The organism is Gemmobacter sp. (genome assembly GCF_016792925.1).
GTDB lineage: Bacteria > Pseudomonadota > Alphaproteobacteria > Rhodobacterales > Rhodobacteraceae > Gemmobacter.
The window spans coordinates 1-19,978 of record NZ_JAEULU010000336.1 but is presented as its reverse complement, the minus strand read 5'-3'; the positions used below and the strand labels follow the sequence as shown (position 1 = coordinate 19,978).

The 19,978-nt window shown below is 65.1% G+C and carries 18 protein-coding genes and 1 pseudogene; 4 read left to right on the top strand and 15 right to left on the bottom strand.

All coding sequences use genetic code 11. From position 1 onward, the window contains the following. Positions 1-128 precede the first annotated feature (128 nt). Positions 129-506, top strand: coding sequence for a DUF4177 domain-containing protein (locus JNN06_RS16710; RefSeq protein WP_291240724.1), 378 nt, complete (start codon positions 129-131; stop codon positions 504-506). Here the strand turns inward: JNN06_RS16710 and JNN06_RS16705 are convergent. The 6 genes from JNN06_RS16705 to JNN06_RS16680 form a co-directional block, all read right to left on the bottom strand. Beyond that, positions 503-1,621, bottom strand: coding sequence for a pyridoxal phosphate-dependent aminotransferase (locus JNN06_RS16705; RefSeq protein WP_291240723.1), 1,119 nt, complete (start codon positions 1,619-1,621; stop codon positions 503-505). The two genes, JNN06_RS16710 and JNN06_RS16705, sit on opposite strands and share 4 nt — an antisense overlap. 63 nt (positions 1,622-1,684) lie before the next feature. Beyond that, complete coding sequence (locus tag JNN06_RS16700; protein ID WP_291240722.1) at positions 1,685-2,974, bottom strand: hypothetical protein; 1,290 nt, start codon at positions 2,972-2,974, stop codon at positions 1,685-1,687. Positions 2,975-3,103: 129 nt separating this feature from the next. After that, positions 3,104-5,983, bottom strand: coding sequence for a valine--tRNA ligase (locus tag JNN06_RS16695; RefSeq protein ID WP_291240721.1), 2,880 nt, complete (start codon positions 5,981-5,983; stop codon positions 3,104-3,106). Between the two features lie 60 nt (positions 5,984-6,043). Further along, on the bottom strand, positions 6,044-6,808 hold the full coding sequence (locus tag JNN06_RS16690) for a VOC family protein (protein ID WP_291240720.1): 765 nt from the start codon (positions 6,806-6,808) through the stop codon (positions 6,044-6,046). After that, a complete protein-coding gene (locus tag JNN06_RS16685) occupies positions 6,805-7,170 on the bottom strand; it encodes a DUF1428 domain-containing protein (RefSeq protein WP_291240719.1) in 366 nt (121 codons plus the stop codon). The genes JNN06_RS16690 and JNN06_RS16685 overlap by 4 nt, the downstream gene beginning before the upstream one ends. Positions 7,171-7,255: 85 nt before the next feature. After that, on the bottom strand, positions 7,256-7,687 hold the full coding sequence (locus JNN06_RS16680; RefSeq protein WP_291240718.1) for an Lrp/AsnC family transcriptional regulator: 432 nt from the start codon (positions 7,685-7,687) through the stop codon (positions 7,256-7,258). Between the two features lie 215 nt (positions 7,688-7,902). On the opposite strand from JNN06_RS16680, the gene JNN06_RS16675 reads away from it, so the two are divergent. Further along, on the top strand, positions 7,903-9,048 hold the full coding sequence (locus JNN06_RS16675; protein ID WP_291240717.1) for a type III PLP-dependent enzyme: 1,146 nt from the start codon (positions 7,903-7,905) through the stop codon (positions 9,046-9,048). Between the two features lie 137 nt (positions 9,049-9,185). Further along, entirely contained in the window at positions 9,186-10,271 is a 1,086-nt protein-coding gene (locus JNN06_RS16670) for a DUF2235 domain-containing protein (RefSeq protein ID WP_291240716.1), read from the top strand. Here the strand turns inward: JNN06_RS16670 and JNN06_RS16665 are convergent. From JNN06_RS16665 to gltX, 4 genes are all read right to left on the bottom strand, one after another. Beyond that, the gene (locus JNN06_RS16665; RefSeq protein WP_291240715.1) at positions 10,258-10,740 is read right to left on the bottom strand and encodes a PaaI family thioesterase; all 483 of its coding nucleotides are present in this window, start codon (positions 10,738-10,740) and stop codon (positions 10,258-10,260) included. The two genes, JNN06_RS16670 and JNN06_RS16665, sit on opposite strands and share 14 nt — an antisense overlap. Before the next feature lie 43 nt (positions 10,741-10,783). After that, on the bottom strand, positions 10,784-11,488 hold the full coding sequence (locus JNN06_RS16660) for a heparan-alpha-glucosaminide N-acetyltransferase (protein ID WP_291240714.1): 705 nt from the start codon (positions 11,486-11,488) through the stop codon (positions 10,784-10,786). A 67-nt stretch (positions 11,489-11,555) separates the two neighbouring features. Next, positions 11,556-12,851, bottom strand: a complete 1,296-nt coding sequence (gltA, locus tag JNN06_RS16655) for a citrate synthase (protein WP_291240713.1) — start codon at positions 12,849-12,851, stop codon at positions 11,556-11,558. 75 nt (positions 12,852-12,926) lie between these two features. Next, positions 12,927-14,327, bottom strand: coding sequence for a glutamate--tRNA ligase (gene gltX, locus JNN06_RS16650; RefSeq protein WP_291240712.1), 1,401 nt, complete (start codon positions 14,325-14,327; stop codon positions 12,927-12,929). Positions 14,328-14,424: 97 nt separating this feature from the next. Here gltX and JNN06_RS16645 point away from each other — a divergent pair, with 97 nt between their 5' ends. Beyond that, positions 14,425-16,494: a ComEC/Rec2 family competence protein gene (locus tag JNN06_RS16645; protein WP_291240711.1), complete on the top strand. Its 2,070-nt coding sequence runs from the start codon at positions 14,425-14,427 to the stop codon at positions 16,492-16,494. On the opposite strand, the gene lexA is transcribed toward JNN06_RS16645, so the two are convergent. From lexA to JNN06_RS16620, 5 genes and pseudogenes are all read right to left on the bottom strand, one after another. Further along, positions 16,488-17,180: a transcriptional repressor LexA gene (gene lexA / locus JNN06_RS16640; protein ID WP_291240710.1), complete on the bottom strand. Its 693-nt coding sequence runs from the start codon at positions 17,178-17,180 to the stop codon at positions 16,488-16,490. The genes JNN06_RS16645 and lexA overlap by 7 nt on opposite strands. Positions 17,181-17,262: 82 nt before the next feature. Continuing rightward, positions 17,263-18,426, bottom strand: coding sequence for a molybdopterin molybdotransferase MoeA (locus JNN06_RS16635; protein WP_291240709.1), 1,164 nt, complete (start codon positions 18,424-18,426; stop codon positions 17,263-17,265). After that, positions 18,423-18,896: a cyclic pyranopterin monophosphate synthase MoaC gene (gene moaC, locus JNN06_RS16630; protein ID WP_291240708.1), complete on the bottom strand. Its 474-nt coding sequence runs from the start codon at positions 18,894-18,896 to the stop codon at positions 18,423-18,425. Before moaC ends, JNN06_RS16635 begins: the two co-directional genes overlap by 4 nt. Next, complete coding sequence (trpC, locus tag JNN06_RS16625; RefSeq protein WP_291240707.1) at positions 18,896-19,708, bottom strand: indole-3-glycerol phosphate synthase TrpC; 813 nt, start codon at positions 19,706-19,708, stop codon at positions 18,896-18,898. The genes moaC and trpC overlap by 1 nt, the downstream gene beginning before the upstream one ends. Before the next feature lie 137 nt (positions 19,709-19,845). Continuing rightward, a pseudogene (locus tag JNN06_RS16620) lies at positions 19,846-19,978 on the bottom strand (uracil-DNA glycosylase); the annotation flags it as partial.

Here is a 19,978-nt window from a genome sequence, read left to right as displayed (position 1 = left end):
CGCGGCGCTGCGGCTTTCTATCAAGACAGGCGGCCCGACAGGCTTGGCTCTGGCCCGGCCCGGTCGCGGCCCCGGCCCGGCTCTGTCCCGGCAGGGCTTGCAGTTTTTGGCGCGGCGCGGAGAGCGTGATGCAACAGTTTGAATTCAAAGTCATTCCCGCCCCCCGTCGGGCCGAGAAAGCCCGGGGGCTGAAGACCACGGCGGATCGGTTCGCGCATACGCTGGCGCAGGTGATGAACGATCTGGCCCGGGACGGATGGGAGTATCTGCGCGCCGATACCCTGCCTTGCGAGGAACGCGCGGGCCTGACCGGCAAAAGCACCAGCTATCAGACCCTGTTGGTGTTCCGCCGTCCGGTGGCGGGCAAGACGGCCGAGGCGCTGGCTGCCGTGCCGCTGGTGGCGCAGCCTGCGCCCGAGGCTCCGGCGCCCAAGCTGGGCAGCGCGCTGGCCAGCGAAGGGGCCGCGCCCAGCCTCGGCCCGGCGGAGACCGCCAAGGCCGATTAAGCCCGCGCCGCCGCGAGGGCGTGCGGCAGGGCCTCGGCAAAGGTTTGCAGCGCGGCGGCATCGCCCACGCTGACCCGGATGCAGCGATCATGCGGCGCGATGAAGGGCATGCGGATGAACACGCCGCGCGCCACCACTTCGGCCAGCACCTTGCGGGCAAAGGCACCATCCTGACCGCAATCCATCGTCACGAAATTGGTGGCCGAGGGCAGCGGGGTCAGCCCGTTCTCGCGCGCGATCTGCGCCAGCCTGTCGCGCGCTGCGGCCACGCGGGCGCGCACCTCGCCCAGCCAGCCCTGATCCTGCAAGGCCGCCAGCGCCCCCGCCTGCGCAATGCGCCCCATGCCGAAATGGTTGCGCACCTTGTGGAAGGCGGCGATCAGCCCCGGCGCCGCGATGGCATAGCCGACCCGCAGCCCGGCCATGCCATAGCCTTTTGAAAACGTGCGGAAGCGGATCACGCGCGGATCATCCGCCGCGATCTGCGGCGCCGTGCCTTCGGGCGCGAGGTCGATATAGGCCTCGTCCAGCACCATCAGCGTGCCCTCGGGCAGGCGGGGCAGCATCGCGGCGATCACTGCGCCGGGGTGATGGCTGCCCATCGGATTGTCGGGATTGGCGATATAAAGCAGCTTTGGCCGGGTTTCTGCCGCCAGCGCCAGCAGCGCCTCGGGGTCTTCATGGGCGCCGCGATAGGGCGCCTTGTGCAGCACGCCGCCAAAGCCCGTGACGTGGAAATTGAAGGTCGGATAGGCGCCGTCCGAGGTGACGACCGCATCGCCCGGCGCCACCACCAGCCGCACCAGATAGGACAGCAAGCCGTCAATACCCTCGCCGACCACGATATGATCGGGCGTGACGCCATGATGGGCGGCCAGCGCATGCCGCAGGTCGTGGTTTTCGGGGTCGCCATACATCCAGACCTCGCGCGCCGCCCGCTCCATCGCGGCAATGGCGCGGGGCGAGGGGCCGAACAGGCTCTCATTGGCGCCCAGCCGGGCGGCAAAGGGCCGGCCCGCGGCGCGCTCGGCGGTTTCAGGGCCGACAAAGGGCACGGAGGCTGGCAGGCTTGCGGCCAGATCGGTGTAGCGGGGCGTTTGGGGCGTGTGGCTCATGCCCGCATATCACCGCAAGCGCGCCCGCGCTGCAAGCCGGGGATTGCCCCCCGGCAGGCCGGTTCAGATCACGTCGATCGCGGCGGCAAGGCCCGAAAGGCTGGCCACCTTGCTCAGCACGATACGGTCGCCATTGCCGAAATCCAGTTGCACGCTGCTGCCCAGATCGGTGCCGAAGCGGCTGACCAGCGCCGCCGCCGACAGACCGCCGACAAGGCTGGAGGCCAGCGCCAGCCGGTCGCCGTCGGCCAGCCGGAAATCCGTGATGGTATCGGCGCCATGGCCACGCGCAAAGACAAAGACATCGGCGCCGGTCTCGCCGCTCAGACGGTCTGCACCGCCGCCGCCGGTCAGCCGGTCACCGTCCGTGCCGCCGAACAGGGCATCGCTTTGCGCCCCGCCCTCCAGCCTGTCGCGCCCGGCCCCGCCCGAGAGCCAGTCGCCGCCGCCACCGCCCACCAGCCGGTCATCCCCGGCATCGCCGGTCAGCATGTCGCGCCCGGAGCCACCGCTGAGCGTATCGGCCCCGGCCTGCCCATGCAGCCGGTCATCCCCGGAGCCGCCGCTCAGGCTATTGGCCGCGCTGGTGCCGAGTCGCACCAGCGGATCGCTGCCTGTGGTGGCGATGCGGCTTTCCAGCGCCACGGCCTCCCAGGCCAGATGCTGAAACAGCACGGCCTGCGCCTCGGTCCAGCCGGTATAGCGGGCGCCCCATTCATTCGTCAGGCTGGTCGGCAGCCCCACGCCAGAGCGCCCGGTGATCGCCGCATGCTGCACCAGCGCGATCAGGTAATTGCCCGCGTCGTTCAGATGCACCAGATCACCGAAGATCTGCCGGATGCCGGTCAGCCCCTGGCCCTGACCGATGCTGATGGCATCGTAAAGCCGCCCGAGCGCCGTGCCGCCCGGCACCACCACCACCGAGGCATCATCGGCGGGTTTCGTGCTGTTCAGCCGGTCGGCGATGCCCTGCCACAGGCTGCGATCCGCCGTGATCTGCGCCCGCCATTGCGCATCGGTGTAGCGCGGCAGGTTGGGGTTCCATTCATCGGGGCCGAAATAGGCCCAAGTTTCATAGATCATCACCCGCGCGCCGCTTTGCGCGGCCCAGGCCAGTTCCGCATATTCGCGGGCATAGTGATAGGTATCCGACCATTGCAGCGAGCTGGCGAGCGGCAGCGCTTCGGTCAGGATCAGGGTGTTGTAATTGCCCGAGGGCAGGACGTCGCGGGCATTCAGCCCCGGCGCGTCGGCGCCATGCTCCCACTGCCATTGCAGCGGGGCGCCGTTGATCACCTGCGCATCGGCCTTGATGCCGGTGCCGGTCAGCAGGCGGTTGAGCATTTGCGGCATGGTCTGGTTGACAAGACTGTGGCCGACGAAAAGGGCATTGCGGGGCATAGGTCACTCACTAAGCTGTGGAACACACCTTCGCTTCAAAACATGAAGCGAAGGTGAAGATTGCAGAAGGGTTTGGCGGCGTCAGGCGATTTCGGCCAGACGGGCGACGGCGGCCTCGACCTGCGCGGCCTCCTCGCTGCGGGCGGAAAGATTGGCGCGGGCCTCGTCCACCACCTCTTCCTTGGCCGAGGCCATGAATTTGGGGTTGTCGAGGCGGCCTTGCAAGGCGCCGATTTCCTTGCGCAGTTTCTCCAGCGCTTTGACAAGGCGCGCTTTTTCGGCGGCGATGTCGATGATGCCTTCCAGCGGGATGGCGAAGGTGGCGCCCTCAGCCGCGATGGAGAGCGCGCCCTTGGGGGCGGCGGCCGCATCGGTCAGGCTTTCGATCCGGGCGAGGCGCTTGATCAGCACCTCGTTCCGTTCCCATGCTGCCCGTGCGCCTGCATCCATGCTCAGCGCCAGCATGTCGAGCTTGAGGCCCACCGGCACATGCATTTGCGTGCGGGCCGAGCGGATGTCGTCGATCAGCCCGGTGACCCAGCCCATTTCGCGGTCGGCCTCCGTGTCGATCAGCTCCGCCCCGAATTCCGGCCAATCGGCATGGGCGATCAGGCCCTCGCGCGTGCCGGTGGTGGCCCAGAGTTCCTCGGTGATGAAGGGCATGAACGGGTGTAGCAGGATCATGCATTGATCCAGCACAAAGCCCATGGTGGCGCGGGTTTCCGCCGCCTGCTCGCCGTCGAACAGCGGTTTGGCGAATTCGACATACCAGTCGCAGACCTTGCCCCAGACAAAGCCGTAAAGCGCCTGCGCCGCGTAATCGAAGCGGAAATCCTCCAGTGCCGCATTCACTTCCGCGAGGGCCTTGGCGGTTTCGCCCAGGATCCATTTGTTCGCGGTGGCCGTGGCCACGGGCGGGGTGGTTTGGGTGCGGTGGCCTTCCCAGACGCCGTTCATCTCGGCAAAGCGGCAGGCATTCCACAGTTTCGTGCCGAAATTGCGATAGCCCGCGATGCGTTGGGTATCGAGCTTCAGCACGCCCCCCAGCGAGGCCATGGCGGCATTGGCAAAGCGCAGCGCATCGGCGCCGTATTCGTCGATGATCTCCAGCGGGTCGATGACGTTGCCCAAGGATTTCGACATCTTCTTGCCCTTGGCGTCGCGCACGAGGCCATGCAGGTAGACGGTGTGGAAGGGGATATCCTCCACCACGGCCAGTTGCATCATCATCATGCGGGCGACCCAGAAGAACAGGATGTCTTGGCCCGTGACCAGAACCGAGGTCGGGAAATATTTCTCCAGTTCCGGCGTTTGCTCGGGCCAGCCCAGCGTGCCGATGGGCCAGAGGCCGGAGGAGAACCAGGTGTCGAGAACGTCGGGGTCACGGGTGAGGGTTTTGCCCGGTGCCTTGGCTTGCGCCTCGGCCTCGGTCGGAGCGCAGTAAAGCGCGCCATCCTCGTCATACCAGACCGGGATCTGGTGGCCCCACCACAGCTGGCGCGAGATGCACCAGGGCTCGATGTTCTCCAGCCAGTGATAATAGGTTTTCTCGCCCGATTCCGGGATGATCTTCACGCGGCCCGTGCGGACGGCCTCCAGCGCGGGTTCGACGATCTTGGCGGTATCGACGAACCATTGGTCGGTCAGCATCGGCTCGATGACCACCTTCGACCGATCCCCGAAGGGCTGCATGATCGGCTTCGACTCGACCACCGGTTCCAGTCGCAGATGCTCTGAACCCGTCTCGGGGTCGATCTCCGAGATCATCACGGTGACGGCCAGGCCGATGGCGTTGATATCGGCGATCACGGCCTTGCGGGCCTCGAACCGATCCAGCCCGCGATATTTCGTCGGCACGAGGTTCAGGCTGTCCACCTCGGATTCAGTCGTGGGCGAGCCTGCGGCGATTTCGCGGGCGCGGGCCACGGCGACCTCATAGGCCGCGCCATCGTCGCGCATCCGGCCGCGGGTATCCATCAGGCGGTAGCAGGGCAGGCCGCCGCGCTTGGCCACCTGATAATCGTTGAAATCATGCGCGCCGGTGATCTTCACCGCGCCCGAGCCGAAGTTCGGGTCGGGGTATTCATCGGCGATGATCGGGATCAGGCGATCACAGAGCGGCAGTTTCACCATCTTGCCGACGATGGGCGCGTAACGTGCATCCGACGGATGCACCGCCACCGCGCCATCGCCCAGCATGGTTTCCGGGCGCGTGGTGGCGATGGAGATGTAATTCCGCTTCTCGCGGAAGGTCACATTGCCGTCTTCGTCTTTCTCGACATATTCATAGGTCTCGCCACCCGCGAGTTCGTATTTGAAGTGCCACATATGGCCCGCGACCTCGATATTCTCGACCTCAAGGTCGGAAATCGCGGTTTCAAAATGCGGGTCCCAGTTCACGAGGCGTTTGCCGCGATAGATCAGGCCCTTGTTATACATATCCACGAAAACCTTGATCACGGCATCGTGGAAATTCTGAGTCTTGCCCAGATCGGGGTCGCCCTTGGCGCCCCCCATGGTGAAGGCCTCGCGGTCCCAGTCGCAGCTGGCGCCAAGGCGCTGCAACTGGCCGATGATGGTGCCGCGCGATTTGACCTTTTGCTGCCAGACGCGCTCAAGGAACTTCTCGCGGCCCATCTCGCGGCGGGTGGGCTCGCCATGGGCGGCCATCTCGCGCTCGGTCACCATCTGGGTGGCGATGCCCGCGTGATCGGTGCCGGGTTGCCAGAGCGTGTCATGGCCCTGCATCCGGTGCCAGCGCACCAGAATGTCTTGCAGCGTGTTGTTGAAGGCATGCCCCATATGCAGGCTGCCGGTGACGTTGGGCGGGGGGATCATCACGGAAAAGGCGGGCTTGCCCGGCTTGGCGTTCGCGCCTGCACGACCGGCCTTTTCGTCCATCCAGCGGGCAGAGATGCGGGCCTCGGCCTCGGCGGCGTTGAAGGTCTTTTCCATCGGCATGATCGTTCCCCTTTCGTCGCCGCTGGTCTTACCCAATAGGCGCCGAAAGGGGAAGGCGGATCAGGCGCCGCCCACCAGCGCGAAATGCGCGCCCAGCGGGTCTTGGCCCATGCAGATGAAGGCGCCGCCGGGCACTTCGACCGGGCCATGGGTCAGGGTGCCACCCAAGGCAGCGATCTGGCTGATGGCCCCGGCAATCGAGGGCACCCCGAAATAGACCAGCCAATGCGGCGGCACATCGGCGCATTGCAGCGGCATCATGCCGCCAATATCGGCCCCCGCATGGGCAAACAGCCGGTAATCGCCCATTGGCCCCATCGGCATCACCGTGCTGGGCTGCCAGCCGAACAGCGCGGCGTAAAAGCCCTGCGCCGCCAGCGGGTCGGTGCTGTGCAGCTCGTGCCAATTGCCATGCCCGTGTTTCTTCTGGTCGAAAGCCTGCGAAGGCTGGCCGGGCAGGGGTTGGAACAGCCCGAAGGCCCCGCCCTGCGGATCGGCCAGCACGGCAAAGCGCCCGGTTTCCGGCACGTCACTGGCCGGTTGCAGCACCGTGGCGCCCAGGCCGGTGGCCTGGGCCAGCGTGGCGTCCAGATCCTCGGCCTCATAATAGACCAGCCAGGCCTCGGGCTGGCCCTCGAAAGGGGCGTAAAGCCCGGCCACCATCGCCTCGCCCGCCATGGCAAGCGTGTAGTCAAAGCCCTCCATCCCGGCATCCTGATAGGTCCAGCCCAGCAGGGCGCCATAGAAGGCCTGCGAGGCGGCGGTGTCGCGCGTGGTCAGCTCATACCAGCAGGGGGTTCCCCGATTTATTGCATCGCGGCTCATTTTGCGGCCTCCTCGACCAGAAGCGGGGTGAAGCCGCCATAGACCATGCGCTTGCCGTCAAAGGGCATCTCGGCCATCGTGGCGGGGTCTTGTTCCATCATCCTGGCATAGGCGGCGTCGCGGGTGGGTTTGTCGGGCCATGTCAGCCAGCAGAACACCACGGTCTCGTCCGCTTGCAGATCGACCGCGCGCAGGAAATCGGTCTGCTTGCCCGGCGGCACATCATCGCCCCAGCCCACCACAAGGCTCAGCGCGCCCAGCTCGCGGAAGCTGGGCCACCATTTGGCCTCATGCGCGCGGTAGACCTCGCGATTGGCGGTGGCGACGGGCACCAGAAACCCGTCGATATATCCGATGGTCATGCTGTCTCTCCTCACTGGCACTTTGAGGCAAAGCCTGTGCGCGCGGCGGCGAAAAAACAATCCCAAACTCGGGTGTTTTGCGGGGTCAGACCGCCCGGTCAAACTTGGTCGACAGATGGATCAGGCTTTCCGAGCTGACAACCCCGGTCAGCGCGCCGATCTGGTCCAGCACCTGATCCAGCACCTGAGTCGACGGCGCCGCCACCTGCAACAGCAGGTCATAGCGGCCCGAGGTGGTAAAGACCTTCTCGATCTCGCCGATGGCCTTCAGCCGGGTGATGATCGCGGCCTGCGCGCGGGGCTCGATCGTCAGCAAGACGCTGGCCCGCAGCCGCCCCTGCCGCGCCGCCTCGCCCAGTTTCAGCGTGTATCCGGCAATGACGCCGGTGGTCTCCAGCCGCTCCAGCCGGGCCTGCACGGTGGACCGCGCAACCTTCATCCGGCGGGCCAAGGTCGCCACAGACATGCGTGCATCGGCGCTCAGAAGCCCGATGATGTTGCGATCCATTTCATCCATGCAATTTGCCCGGTTTTTTCGTCAATCTGTCATCCATACACTAAGATTTTGTAGTTTTCATCGGTTAAGTTTGGCCCCATATGCGCATTCCACGTTTTCAGGAAAAGGGCGGCTCATACGCACCTGGCCTGGTTGTAATGACCGCGCAGGTGCTGGCTCCCGGATGGGTTCCGGGCAATGGCCGCTTGCGTTCTGTTGGCAGAAAGGACACGCCGATGGGACTCTCCAAAACGATCTGGTCCAACCCCACCGAGTTCATCCGCAACGTGCGGCCTGAAAACCCGGTGATCTTCTTTTCGCCCAGCGTGTTGCAGGCCGCGGCGCGCCGTTTCATCGACGGCTTTCCGGGCATGGTCACCTATGCGGTGAAAACCAACCCCTCCGAGGTGGTGATCGAAAACCTCGCCGCCGCCGGTGTGCGCGGGTTCGATGTGGCCAGCCCCGGCGAGATCCGGCTGATCCGCCGCCTCGCCCCCGATGCCGCGCTGCATTACAACAACCCGGTCCGCGCCCGTGCCGAGATCGCCGAGGCGGTGGAGCTGAAGGTGAAAAGCTGGTCAGTCGACAGCGCGTCGGAGCTGGAAAAGCTGATCGAGCTGGTGCCGGCGGATGATTGCGAAATCTCGGTGCGCTTCAAGCTGCCGGTGGCGGGTGCCGCCTATAACTTTGGCGCCAAGTTCGGCGCCACGGTCGAGCTGGCGGCGCAGCTGCTGAAACGCGCGGCCGAGGCCGGGTTCATCCCCTCGCTGACCTTCCACCCCGGCACGCAATGCACCGATCCCCATGCCTGGGAGGCCTATATCCGCGCCGCCGCCGAGATCGGCCGCGAGGCGGGCGTGACCGTGGCGCGGCTGAATGTGGGCGGCGGTTTCCCGAACCATCGCCTGCAAGCGGTGCTGCCGCAGATCGACGAGACCTTCGCCCTGATCGACCGGGTGGCGACCGAGGCCTTTGGTGACCAGCGCCCGATGCTGGTCTGCGAGCCGGGCCGGGGCCTGTGCGGCGATGCCTTCACCCATGCCGCCAAGGTCAAGGCGGTGCGCGACGGCACCCATGTCTTCCTCAATGACGGGGTCTATGGCGCGCTGGCCGAGCTGCCGCTGGTGGGCATCATCGACCGCATCGAGGTGGTGGATGGCGAGGGCCGCCCGCGTCAGGGCGCGCTGGAAATCCGGATCGTCTTTGGCCCGACCTGTGATTCGGTCGACCGCGTGCCGGGCGAGCTGATGCTGGACGAGGGGATCGCCGAGGGCGATTACCTGATCATTCACGGCATGGGCGCCTATTCCATCGCCACCAATACCCGGTTCAACGGGTTCGGCGATCTGACCATCGCCACGGTGCTGTCGCTCAAGGTCTGAGCTGCGGCTGTCACAAATCGACTGTTTCCGAACGCCCGGCTGGACTTGATCCACCGGGCGTTTACCATTTGCCCTGTAGCAGGCCTGAAACGGGCGGAGGCGCGGATGGCTGGCATCGGGCAGAACAGGGGCAGCGGATGAGTTTTCTGGACCGCGTGTCGCGCTGGTTCCGGCGCCCCGCCGCCGTGGTGCCGGCAGAGGCCCCGCCGCGCGGCCTGCTGCGCGGGCCGGTGGATCATGTCGTGGTGCTGGATGGCACGCTGGCCTCGCTGCGGCCCGGGCATGAAAGCAATGCGGGCCGCGCCTTCCAGTTGCTGCGCGAGGCGGTGCCGGGTGCGGCGCGGCGCAACCTCTATTACGAACCGGGCCTGCAATGGGAAACCTGGTCCGATACGGTGGATGTGCTGCAAGGGCGTGGCATCAATCGCCAGATCCGCCGCGCCTATGGCTGGCTGGCCAGCCATTATCGCCCCGGCGACCGTATCTTCCTGCTGGGCTATTCCCGCGGTGCCTATGCGGTGCGCAGCCTGGCCGGGGTGATCGACCGGCTGGGGCTTTTGCGGCATGACCACGCGACCGAGCGCAATGTGACACTGGCCTATCGCCATTACGAGCGCGACCCCGACACCCGCGTGGCCCGCATTTTCGCGCTGGCGCATTGCCATGACGAGGCGCCGATCCAGATGGTTGGGGTCTGGGATACCGTCAAGGCGCTTGGCTTGCGCCTGCCGCTGCTGTGGATGCTGACCGAGGGGCGGCATGCCTTCCACAACCACCACCTTGGCAGCTCGATCCGCCACGGCTTTCAGGCGCTGGCCCTGCATGAAACGCGCGAGGTCTTTACGCCGGTGCTGTGGGATTGCCCGCCGGGCTGGGAAAGCAATGTGGAGCAGGTCTGGTTTCGCGGCAGCCATGCCGATATTGGCGGGCAGCTTGGCGATTTCGAGGCCGCGCGCCCCTTGGCGAATATCCCGCTGGTCTGGATGCTGGAGCGGGGGGAGGCCTGCGGGCTGGCCTTGCCCGAGGGCTGGCACAACCGCTTCCCCTGTGATCCGCATGGGCCGATGGTGGGCACCTGGCGCGGCTTTGGTGCCGCCTTCCTGTTGCGCCGCAAGCGTCAGGTCGGGCGCGATCCGTCCGAGCGGCTGCACCCTTCCGTGCTGGAGGTGGAGCCAAGGCGCGCCACGCCCGCCGCCACCGGCCAGCCGATCATGCGAGGATGATGCAGGTGGTGGAGCCGCTGGCATAGATCCGGCCATCCGCCACGCCGCGCAGGCTGCCATGGGCGATGGCGGTGCTGCGGCCCGCGTGATCCAGCCTGGCCTCGGCCTCCACCTCGGTGCCCATGGGCAGGGCGCGGGCGATATTCACCTTGTATTCCAGCGTCGTATACCAGCGGCCCTGCGGCACGGCCGTCATCACGGTGCAGCCCAGAACCGTATCCAGCACCGTGCCATACCAGCCGCCATGCACCGCGCCGAAAGTATTGGCATGGTCGAACCCCGCGACGGCGCGCAGGGTCACGCGCCCCTCCGCCACGCTGGTCACCCGGATGCCCATCAGCCGGGCGATCGGCGGATGCGGCAGCTCTCCCCGCAGCAGGCGCTGCATGAAGTCCAGCCCCGAGAGCGACAGCAGCGTCTCGCGGTCGGGCAATTGGGCGGGGCTCTGGGCGAAAAGCGGCTCGGTCATGCGGGCAGAGTGGCGGGGGCGGGCGGGGCGTGAAAGCCTGACGTCACGTCACGATCAGCCAGAGTTGCAGCAGCCCGATCAGAAGCGGCTGATGCAGCAGATAGATCGCCAGCGAATGCCGCCCCGGCCAGGCCAGCCAACCGGGCCCTGTCAGGCGCGCCAAAGCCGGGCGCAGCGGCTCGGCCAGCCGGGCAAGGCCAAGCCCAAGCAGAAAGGGGCCAAACCACGGGAAAACCGGCTCGAAATCCACGGTATAGCTGGGCAGCGTGCCCAGACCCAGAAAGCGCAACGCCGCAGTGTTCCATTGCAGGGCCTGCGCCAGATGCGGGCTGGCCAAGATGATGCCAAGGCCGAGGGCGAGCGTCACCACAGCCGGCAGGCGCAGGAAGGCCAGCCCGATCAGGCTGAACAGGGCAATGGCGTGCAGGATGCCAAAGAACACCCAGACCTCCGGCATCGCCAGCCGCGTGGCGAGACTGACCAGCGCCGCCGCCGCCGCCAGCTTCAGCCAGCGCCGCCAGAAGCCCGGCCAGCGGATGCCCTGCCCATGCGCGAGCCAGAGCGAAACCCCGGCCAGTGCCAGAAAACTGCCCGCCACCGCGCGGGCGTGATACCAGAAAAACCCGCCCGAGGCAGTGCCGGGGGCCAGCAGCCCGAACATCTCCAGATCATAGGTGAAATGGAACAACACCATGCCCAGAAGGGCCATTGTGCGGGCGGTATCAAGGATCCAGAGGCGGTGCGGCATGTGCCCTTGTCGCAAGGCCAGGGCCGCGCCGCAATGAAAAAGGGCGGCCCTTTGGCCGCCCCCGGTCTCAGCGATGCTTCACATCGACATAGTCGCGCTTCGGCGCGCCAGTATAAAGCTGGCGCGGGCGACCGATCTTCTGCGTGGGGTCGCCGATCATCTCTTTCCACTGGCTGATCCAGCCAACGGTGCGCGACAGCGCGAAGATCGGGGTGAACATCGAGGTCGGGAAACCCATCGCATCCAGAATGATGCCCGAGTAGAAATCGACATTCGGATAGAGCTTTTTCGAGATGAAGTAATCATCCGACAGCGCGATCCGCTCCAGCTCCTTGGCGACTTGCAGGGTCGGGTTGTTCTCGATGCCCAGAAGGCCCAGCACCTCGTCGGCCGATTCCTTCATCACCTTGGCGCGCGGGTCAAAGTTCTTGTAGACCCGGTGCCCAAAGCCCATCAGGCGGAAGCCCGAATTCTTGTCTTTCGCCTTGGCGATATATTCCGGGATGCGGTCGACGGTGCCGATCTCGCGCAGCATTTCAAGGCAGGCCTGATTGGCGCCGCCATGGGCCGGCCCCCACAGGCAGGCGATGCCCGCCGCGATACAGGCAAACGGGTTCGCGCCCGAAGACCCGGCCAGACGCACGGTCGAGGTCGAGGCGTTTTGCTCGTGATCGGCGTGCAGGGTCATGATCCGGTCCATGGCGCGGGCCAGAATCGGGTCGACCGTATATTCGTCGCAGGGCACGGCGAAACACATGTGCAGGAAGTTCGCCGCGTAATCGAGGCTGTTCTTCGGATAGACGAAGGGCTGGCCGATCGAATATTTATAGGCCATGGCCGCGATGGTCGGCAGCTTGGCGATCAGCCGCATCGCAGCCACTTCGCGCTGCCACGGATCGTTGATGTCGGTCGAATCGTGGTAGAAGGCCGACAGCGCGCCGACCACGCCCACCATGGTGGCCATGGGATGCGCGTCACGGCGGAAGCCGCGGAAGAAGTTGTGCATCTGCTCATGCACCATGGTGTGACGCGTGATGCGGCTTTCAAAATCCTTCATCTGCGCCTCATTCGGCAGCTCGCCGTTCAGCAGCAGATAGCAGACTTCCAGGTAATGCGATTTTTCTGCAAGCTGATCAATGGGATAGCCGCGATGCAGCAATTCGCCCACGTCGCCGTCGATATAGGTGATCGCGCTGTCACAGGCGGCGGTCGAGGTGAAGCCGGGGTCGTAGGTGAACACGTCCCCCTGAGCGTAGAGCTTTCGGATATCCAGAACATCGGGGCCGACGGTGCCCGACAGGATCGGCAGGTCGATGACCTTGTCGCCGAGTGTCAGCTTTGCGCTCTTGGTAGCTTCTGCCATTTCCACATCCCTCTGCGTTGGCGTGCAGCGCCGGATCGGCGCTGCGGCGAATATCATCGGCAGAGGGCGCGGCGATCAGGCCGCGGCATCCTCCAGCCGCGCAATGGTCTCGTCCTGACCGATGACCAGCATCATGTCATAGACACTCGGGCTTACCGTGCGTCCGGCCAGCGCCGCTCGCAAGGGGGCGGCCAGCTTTCCGAAGCCGATGCCGTTTTCTTCAGCAATCGCATTCAGAATGGCCTCAAGGTCTTCCTTCGTCCAGCTAGCAGTTTGCAGGCGCGGCGTCAATGATTTCAGTATACCACGGGATACCGTATCAAGCGCCTTTTCTGCCGCCTCATCACGCCCGACCGGGCGCGATTCCAGGATATAGCGAGCCTTATCAAGCAGTTCGGGGAAGGTTTTGGCCCGCTCTTTCAGCGAGTTCATGCCCTTCAGCATCAGCGCGGCCTGTGCCTCGGTCAGGGCCGGACGCCCGGATGCCGCCAGATAGGCCTGCAATTCATGCAGCAGCGCAGCATTATCTGCCGAAGAAATGTGCAATCCGCACAGATTTTCCAGCTTTTTGAAATCAAGCCGCGCCGGCGCGCGACCGATTCCCTTCAGGTCGAACCAGGCCATCGCCTGCGCGCTGGTGAAGAATTCGGCATCGCCATGCGCCCAACCGAGACGGGTCAGATAATTGCGCATCCCGGCCGCCGGATAGCCCATGGCCTGATATTCCTCGACGCCCAAGGCCCCGTGCCGCTTGGACAATTTCTTGCCATCCGGCCCGTGGATCAGCGGAATATGCGCCCAGATCGGGATGTCCCAGCCCATCGCATCATAAATCATCTGCTGGCGCGCGGCGTTGTTCAGGTGATCGTCCCCCCGGATGACATGCGTGACGCCCATGTCGTGATCATCGACCACGACGGCGAGCATGTAGGTGGGCGTACCATCAGAGCGTAAACAAATCATATCATCCAGAGTGGCATTCTGGATGGTGACCTGACCCTGCACCTCGTCGCGGATCACCGTCTCGCCGCTGCGCGGGGCCTTCATGCGGATGACGAAAGGCGCATCGGGATGGGTGGTCGGATCGGCATCGCGCCAGGGGCTTTGAAACACCGCATAGCTGCCACGGGCCTCGGCCTCGGCGCGGAACGCGTCGATTTCTTCCTTTGTGCTGAAGCATTTATAGGCCGTGCCCCGGGCCAGCATCTCATGCGCCACCGCAGCGTGACGATCCTTGCGCTCGAACTGGCTGACCACCTCGCCATCCCAGTCGAGGCCCAGCCATTCCAGCCCGCGCAGAATGGCGGCGGTGGCCTCGGGGGTCGAGCGTTCGCGGTCGGTATCTTCGATCCGCAGCAAAAACTTGCCGCCACGCCCGCGCGCATACAGCCAGTTGAACAGCGCCGTGCGTCCGCCGCCGATATGCAGATAGCCGGTGGGCGAGGGGGCAAATCGGGTGACGACGGGCGTGTTCATGCGCGTTAACCTTTCGGAAACCTTGTTGGCCTTAGCCTTTCGGCTGGTGATAGGCGAGCGGAGGGGCGGAAACAAGGTGGAGGCGGTGCGGCGGGCAATGCTCTGGCCGATTCTGGCCCTGGCCGAGGCCCGGGGGATTCTGTTCCCCTGGGTGCCCGTTTTTCTGGCCTTTGGTATCGGGCTGTGGTTCAGCCTGCTGAACGAGCCCGGCGTGCCGGCCTATCTGCTGGCCTCCGGCCTCTTGCTGACGGCGCTTGGGCTGTGGTGGCGCGGGCCAGAGCTGGCGCATCCGTTTTTTGTGGCCGTTTCGATGCTGGCCCTGGGTTTTCTGGCGGCGGGCCTGCGGGCACATCTGGTGGCCGCGCCGGTGCTGGACTTCCGCTATTATGGCCCGGTGGAGGGGCGCGTGATCGCGATAGATCGCTCGCAATCCGATGCGCTGCGCCTGACGCTGGACCGGGTTGTGCTGTCGGATGTGTCGCCCGCCAAGCTGCCGGAGAAGGTGCGCATTGCGCTGCACGGGCCGCTCACCGTGCATGCGCCCGCGCCCGGCGAGGTGGTGCAAGTGACCGCGCATCTCTCGCCGCCCGAGGCGCCGGTTGAACCCGGAGGCTTTGATTTTCAGCGCATGGCCTGGTTCCAAGGCCTTGGCGCCATTGGATATACCCGTCACCCGGTGCTGTTCCTTGCCGATCCGGCCCCGCGCGAGCAAGGGGTGAACCGGCTGCGCGCCTGGTTCTCCGCCGGGGTGCAGGCGCGCATTCCGGGTGATCCGGGCGCTTTTGCGGCGGGGGTGATGACCGGCGATCGTTCCGGCCTGAGCCTCGACGCGGTGGAGGCATTGCGCGCCTCCAGCCTTGCGCATCTTCTGGCGATTTCGGGCATGAACATGGCCTTTCTCACCGGGTTCGTCTTCACCCTGATCCGCTCTGGAATTGCATTGGTTCCGGCAGTGGCGTTGCGGATCAATGCCAAAAAGATCGCTGCAGTGGTGTCGCTCGGTGTCGCATGGTTTTACCTGTTGCTGTCCGGCTCCAATGTGGCGACCGAGCGCGCCTTCCTGATGGTTTGCGTCATGCTGGGCGCCGTTTTGCTGGATCGGCGCGCCCTGTCGCTGCGCTCGGTCGCGATGTCGGCGGTGGTTTTGCTGATGCTGCGACCAGAAAGCCTGCTGGACCCGGGGTTTCAGATGTCGTTTGCCGCGACCACCGCCTTGATTGCTGGCTTTGGTGCGCTGGAGGGCGGTATGCTGCGCGGGCGCATCCCGCCATGGGTCATGCCGGTTTTCACGCTGGTCTTGTCATCGGCGCTGGCCGGGGCTGCGACCGCCCCTTACGGGGCCGCGCATTTCAACCGGATTGCCGATTTCGGATTTGTTGCCAATCTGTTGACGGTGCCCGTCATGGGGGCTGTGGTCATGCCCGCGGGCGCCGTGGCAGCCTTGCTCGCGCCTCTCGGGCTGGCGGATCTGCCTCTTTGGGTCATGGGCCTCGGTTGCCAATGGATCCTCTATGTGGCCGCGCTGGTTGGCAGTTGGGAGGGGGCGGTGACGGCGGTGCCCTCGCCGGACGGGCTGACCCTCGCGCTGATCTCGCTGGGGGGCATCTGGCTCTCGGTCTGGCGCGGATGGGGGCGATTGGCCGGGGTTTTGCCGGTAATGCTGGCCTTTGCCCTTTGGGCCGAGGTGCAGCGTCCAGATGTGTTGATCGCACCGGATGCCGGGCTGGTCGGAGTACTGGGAGGCGAGGGGCGGGCGCTGTCCGTCGCGCGCGGAGCGGGGTTTGCGGCGACCAGTTGGTTGGAAAATGACGGCGATCTGAGCGATCAGGCCCAAGCCGCCAAGCGGGCGGGCTTTTCCGGCCCGCCCATGCAGCGAAGTTTTCAGCTGGGGCTGTGGCGGGGAATTCATCTGAAAGGCAAGGGCGCCGAGTCAGCGCTGATGACGGCCTGTGCGGCGCATGATCTGGTGATCATTGCCGCGCGCCTTGCGGAGAAACCCGATGGCTGCCGCATTCTGGATCAAAGCACGCTGCGCCGCAGCGGCGGCCTGGCGCTTTGGCGCGAGGGGAACGCCCTGCATCTCGTGCCATCACGTCAAGGCCTGCGCCTCTGGCAGGGGAATACGCCACCCGCCACAGAGGCCGTCTGGACGTTGCCCAATCAGTAGCTGCGGATCAGCCCGACCAAGCGCCCCTGCACCTTGACCAGATGATCCGGGAAAACACGGGTTTCATAGGCCGGATTGGCGGCCTCGAGGGCGATCATATTGCCCTTGCGGCGGAACCGCTTCAAAGTCGCCTCTGCATCCTCGACCAAAGCGACCACAATATCCCCGCTATTCGCAGTGTTTTGCTCGCGGATCACGACGATGTCGCCATCATTGATACCCGCCTCGATCATCGAGTCGCCCTTCACCTCCAGGGCGTAATGCTGGCCTGCGCCCGAGAGCATCGAACCCGGAACGGCGATGTGATGCGAGACCTCGGAAATAGCTTCGATCGGCACGCCTGCCGCGATGCGGCCCATCACCGCCAGTTCAATGGCATGCAGCCCCTCGACCGGCAATGCGGCACGCGGTGGCGGGGCGGAGGGGCGGTCTCCCTCGATCACGCGCGGCGAAAACCCTGGCTTTTCCATGGCTTCCGGCAGCTTGACGATCTCGATGGCGCGGGCGCGATGGGCAAGACGCCGGATGAACCCCCGCTCTTCCAGCGCGGTGATCAGCCGGTGAATGCCTGATTTGGAGCGCAGGTCCAGCGCCTCCTTCATTTCATCGAAAGAGGGCGGCACGCCGTCCCGATCCATGCGGATGCGAATGAAATCAAGAAGTTCCAACTGCTTGCGCGTGAGCATCAGGCCGATCCCTTGTGCAGTTTCGCTCGGGTGTTAGTCTAATGTTCTGTCGATGTTCTTGCTTTGTGTCAAGAAAAATCTCTCAGACCGGCAAGTATTCAACCTCATCACCCACAGCCCGAGGGCCGTCGCCCAAGGGGCGCAGCAAAAGGGCGTTTGCCTCGCAAAGCACGGACAGCAAAGCAGAATCCTGCCGCTGGAAGGGGGTGATCACGCCATTTTCGACATGGGCCCGCATATAATGCGCGCGCGGGCCGGTGGGGCCGGTGTCACAGGCGAGGCGCGCAAGCTTCATCTGCGGCGCCGGCGCCGGATCGCCTTGCATGGCGCGCAGAAGCGGCAGCAAGAACAGATGCGCGCAGGTAAAGGCCGAGACAGGATTCCCCGGCAGTCCAAGCAAGGGCGTTCCGCGAAAATTGCCTGCAATCAAGGGCTTGCCCGGTCGCATGGCAATCTTGTGAAAGGCGAGATCAAGGCCGAGATCGGGGGCCAGACGCGCCACAACATCGTGATCGCCGACCGAGGCGCCGCCGATGGTCACCACCACATCCGCCCCCTCGGTCAAAGTAAATGCAGCGCGCAGCGAGGCCTCGGTATCCCTCGCGATGGGCAGCAGGCGCGCGATGCCGCCGACCCCCTCGATCAAGGCCTTCAGGGCAAAGCCGTTGGAGGCCACGATCTGATCCGCGCGCGGCTGCTCGCCAGGCATGACCAGCTCGTCGCCCGTGGTCAGAATCGCAACCTCCGGGCGTCGCCGCAAGGGCAGGTGATCGAGGTTCATCGCCGCCAAAAGCGCAAGATCTTGTGGCCTCAAGCGCCTTGGTGTCACCATCTGGCCAATGGCAAAGTCGTCCCCGCGGTGGCGGATATTGGTCTTGTCGGCGGGCGCGGTCAGCGTGATGCGGGCATCTGCGCGGCTGACATCCTCTTGCAGCGCAACATGACTCGCGCCGTCAGGGACGGGGGCGCCGGTGAAAATTCGCACAGCCTCACCGGGGCCAAGGCTGCCGTCAAAGGCATGACCCGCGCCGGCCTCGCCAATCACGGTAAACGCAGCGCCCGCTGGCGCCGGGCCGGCAATCGCATAGCCATCCATGGCCGAGGCGTCAAACGGCGGCTGGGTGAGGCGGGCGCCCAAGGGCTCGGCCAGCCAGCGCCCGGCAGCGGCGGCCAGCGGCACCGTCTCCACTGGCAGGGGGCGGGCCAGCGCCAGCACGCGCTCCAGCGCCTCGGCAACGGAAATCACGGCGTGGCCTCAAAGCGGCCGGACTTGCCGCCGTCTTTCAGCGTCACTTTAATGCCTTGAATTTCCATGGTTTTTTCGGCAGCTTTCAGCATGTCATAGATAGTGAGGCAAGCGACCGACACGGCGGTCAATGCCTCCATCTCCACCCCGGTCTGGCCGGTGGTCTTGACCGTGGCGCTGACGCGGATGCCCGGAAGGCCCGGATCGGGGACAAGTTCGAGCGCCACTTTGGTGATCGGCAAGGGATGGCACAGCGGGATCAGATCGGCGGTTTTCTTCGCCCCCATGATGCCTGCCAGCCGTGCCACACCCAGAACATCGCCTTTTGCCGCGCGGTTTTCGGTCACCAGCGCCAGGGTTTCCGGCGCCATACGCACAGCGCCAATCGCCGTGGCGACACGAGATGTGGTAGCCTTGCCAGAGACATCCACCATATGCGCCCGGCCTTCGGCATCAAAATGGGTCAGCATCAGGCGCCGCCTTCCGCGCGCAACGGGTTGGCCAGCAGGGCGCGCGTCGCCTCGGTCACATCGGCCTGCCGCATCAAGCTTTCGCCAATCAGGAAGTTGCGCACCCCGTATTGCGCCATATCAGCGAGGTCTGCGGGCGTGAAAAGGCCACTTTCCGACACGATCAGTCGGTTTTCGGGGGCGCGGCGCGCCAGATCGCGGGTCACGTCCAGCGTGACCTCGAATGTATGCAGGTTACGATTGTTAATGCCGAGCAGCGGCGATTTCAGCCGCGAGGCGCGCTCCAGCTCGTCGCGATCATGCACCTCGATCAGCACGCCCATGCCCAGTTCCATGGAAACCTGTTCCAGTTCAATGGCTTGCGCATCATCGAGTGAGGCCATGATCAACAGGATGCAATCGGCCTTCAGGGCGCGGGCCTCCACGATCTGATAGGGATCATAGATGAAATCCTTGCGCAGGCAGGGCAGTTTGGTCGCATCATGCGCGGCGGTCAGATAGCTGTCATCGCCCTGGAAAGAAGGGCCGTCGGTCAGCACCGAAAGACAGGTGGCCCCACCGGCCTCATAGGCCTGCGCCAGCGCGGGCGGATCGAAATCGGCACGGATCAAGCCCTTGGAAGGACTGGCTTTCTTGATCTCGGCGATCAGGCCATAGCCCTGCGCGGAGGCTTGCCGCAAAGCGGCCTCGAAGCCGCGCGGCGCGGGGGCCTCCTTGACGGCGGCCTCCAGTTCGGCGAGCGGGCGGGCGGCTTTGCGGGCGGCCACATCCTCAAGTTTATAGGCCTTGATACGGTCGAGAATGGTGGACATGGCAAGACTCCTTTCCGCAGGTTTAACCTGTGGGGGGCAGGTTGAAAACCCGCCAAACGGTAAGCGCGTATACGCTTTTGAAAGGGAATCACCTCAAACTGTAACGCGATATACGCTTTCACGCCGCCCGGTCTGATTCACGCGGCCCAGTCGATCGGCGCCGATCCCTGGGCCTCCAGCCAGTCATTCACCCGGCTGAAGGGGCGGCTGCCAAAGAACCCACGATGCATGGAAAGGGGGGAGGGGTGCGCAGACAGATGGAACAGATGC

Coding starts and splice junctions, on each gene's coding strand:
- JNN06_RS16710 (WP_291240724.1), top strand. CDS start 129: ATGCAACAGTTTGAATTCAAAGTCATTCCCGCCCCCCGTCGGGCCGAG.
- JNN06_RS16705 (WP_291240723.1), bottom strand. CDS start 1,621: ATGAGCCACACGCCCCAAACGCCCCGCTACACCGATCTGGCCGCAAGC.
- JNN06_RS16700 (WP_291240722.1), bottom strand. CDS start 2,974: ATGCCGCAAATGCTCAACCGCCTGCTGACCGGCACCGGCATCAAGGCC.
- JNN06_RS16695 (WP_291240721.1), bottom strand. CDS start 5,983: ATGCCGATGGAAAAGACCTTCAACGCCGCCGAGGCCGAGGCCCGCATC.
- JNN06_RS16690 (WP_291240720.1), bottom strand. CDS start 6,808: ATGAGCCGCGATGCAATAAATCGGGGAACCCCCTGCTGGTATGAGCTG.
- JNN06_RS16685 (WP_291240719.1), bottom strand. CDS start 7,170: ATGACCATCGGATATATCGACGGGTTTCTGGTGCCCGTCGCCACCGCC.
- JNN06_RS16680 (WP_291240718.1), bottom strand. CDS start 7,687: ATGGATGAAATGGATCGCAACATCATCGGGCTTCTGAGCGCCGATGCA.
- JNN06_RS16675 (WP_291240717.1), top strand. CDS start 7,903: ATGGGACTCTCCAAAACGATCTGGTCCAACCCCACCGAGTTCATCCGC.
- JNN06_RS16670 (WP_291240716.1), top strand. CDS start 9,186: ATGAGTTTTCTGGACCGCGTGTCGCGCTGGTTCCGGCGCCCCGCCGCC.
- JNN06_RS16665 (WP_291240715.1), bottom strand. CDS start 10,740: ATGACCGAGCCGCTTTTCGCCCAGAGCCCCGCCCAATTGCCCGACCGC.
- JNN06_RS16660 (WP_291240714.1), bottom strand. CDS start 11,488: ATGCCGCACCGCCTCTGGATCCTTGATACCGCCCGCACAATGGCCCTT.
- gltA (WP_291240713.1), bottom strand. CDS start 12,851: ATGGCAGAAGCTACCAAGAGCGCAAAGCTGACACTCGGCGACAAGGTC.
- gltX (WP_291240712.1), bottom strand. CDS start 14,327: ATGAACACGCCCGTCGTCACCCGATTTGCCCCCTCGCCCACCGGCTAT.
- JNN06_RS16645 (WP_291240711.1), top strand. CDS start 14,425: ATGCTCTGGCCGATTCTGGCCCTGGCCGAGGCCCGGGGGATTCTGTTC.
- lexA (WP_291240710.1), bottom strand. CDS start 17,180: ATGCTCACGCGCAAGCAGTTGGAACTTCTTGATTTCATTCGCATCCGC.
- moaC (WP_291240708.1), bottom strand. CDS start 18,896: ATGCTGACCCATTTTGATGCCGAAGGCCGGGCGCATATGGTGGATGTC.
- trpC (WP_291240707.1), bottom strand. CDS start 19,708: ATGTCCACCATTCTCGACCGTATCAAGGCCTATAAACTTGAGGATGTG.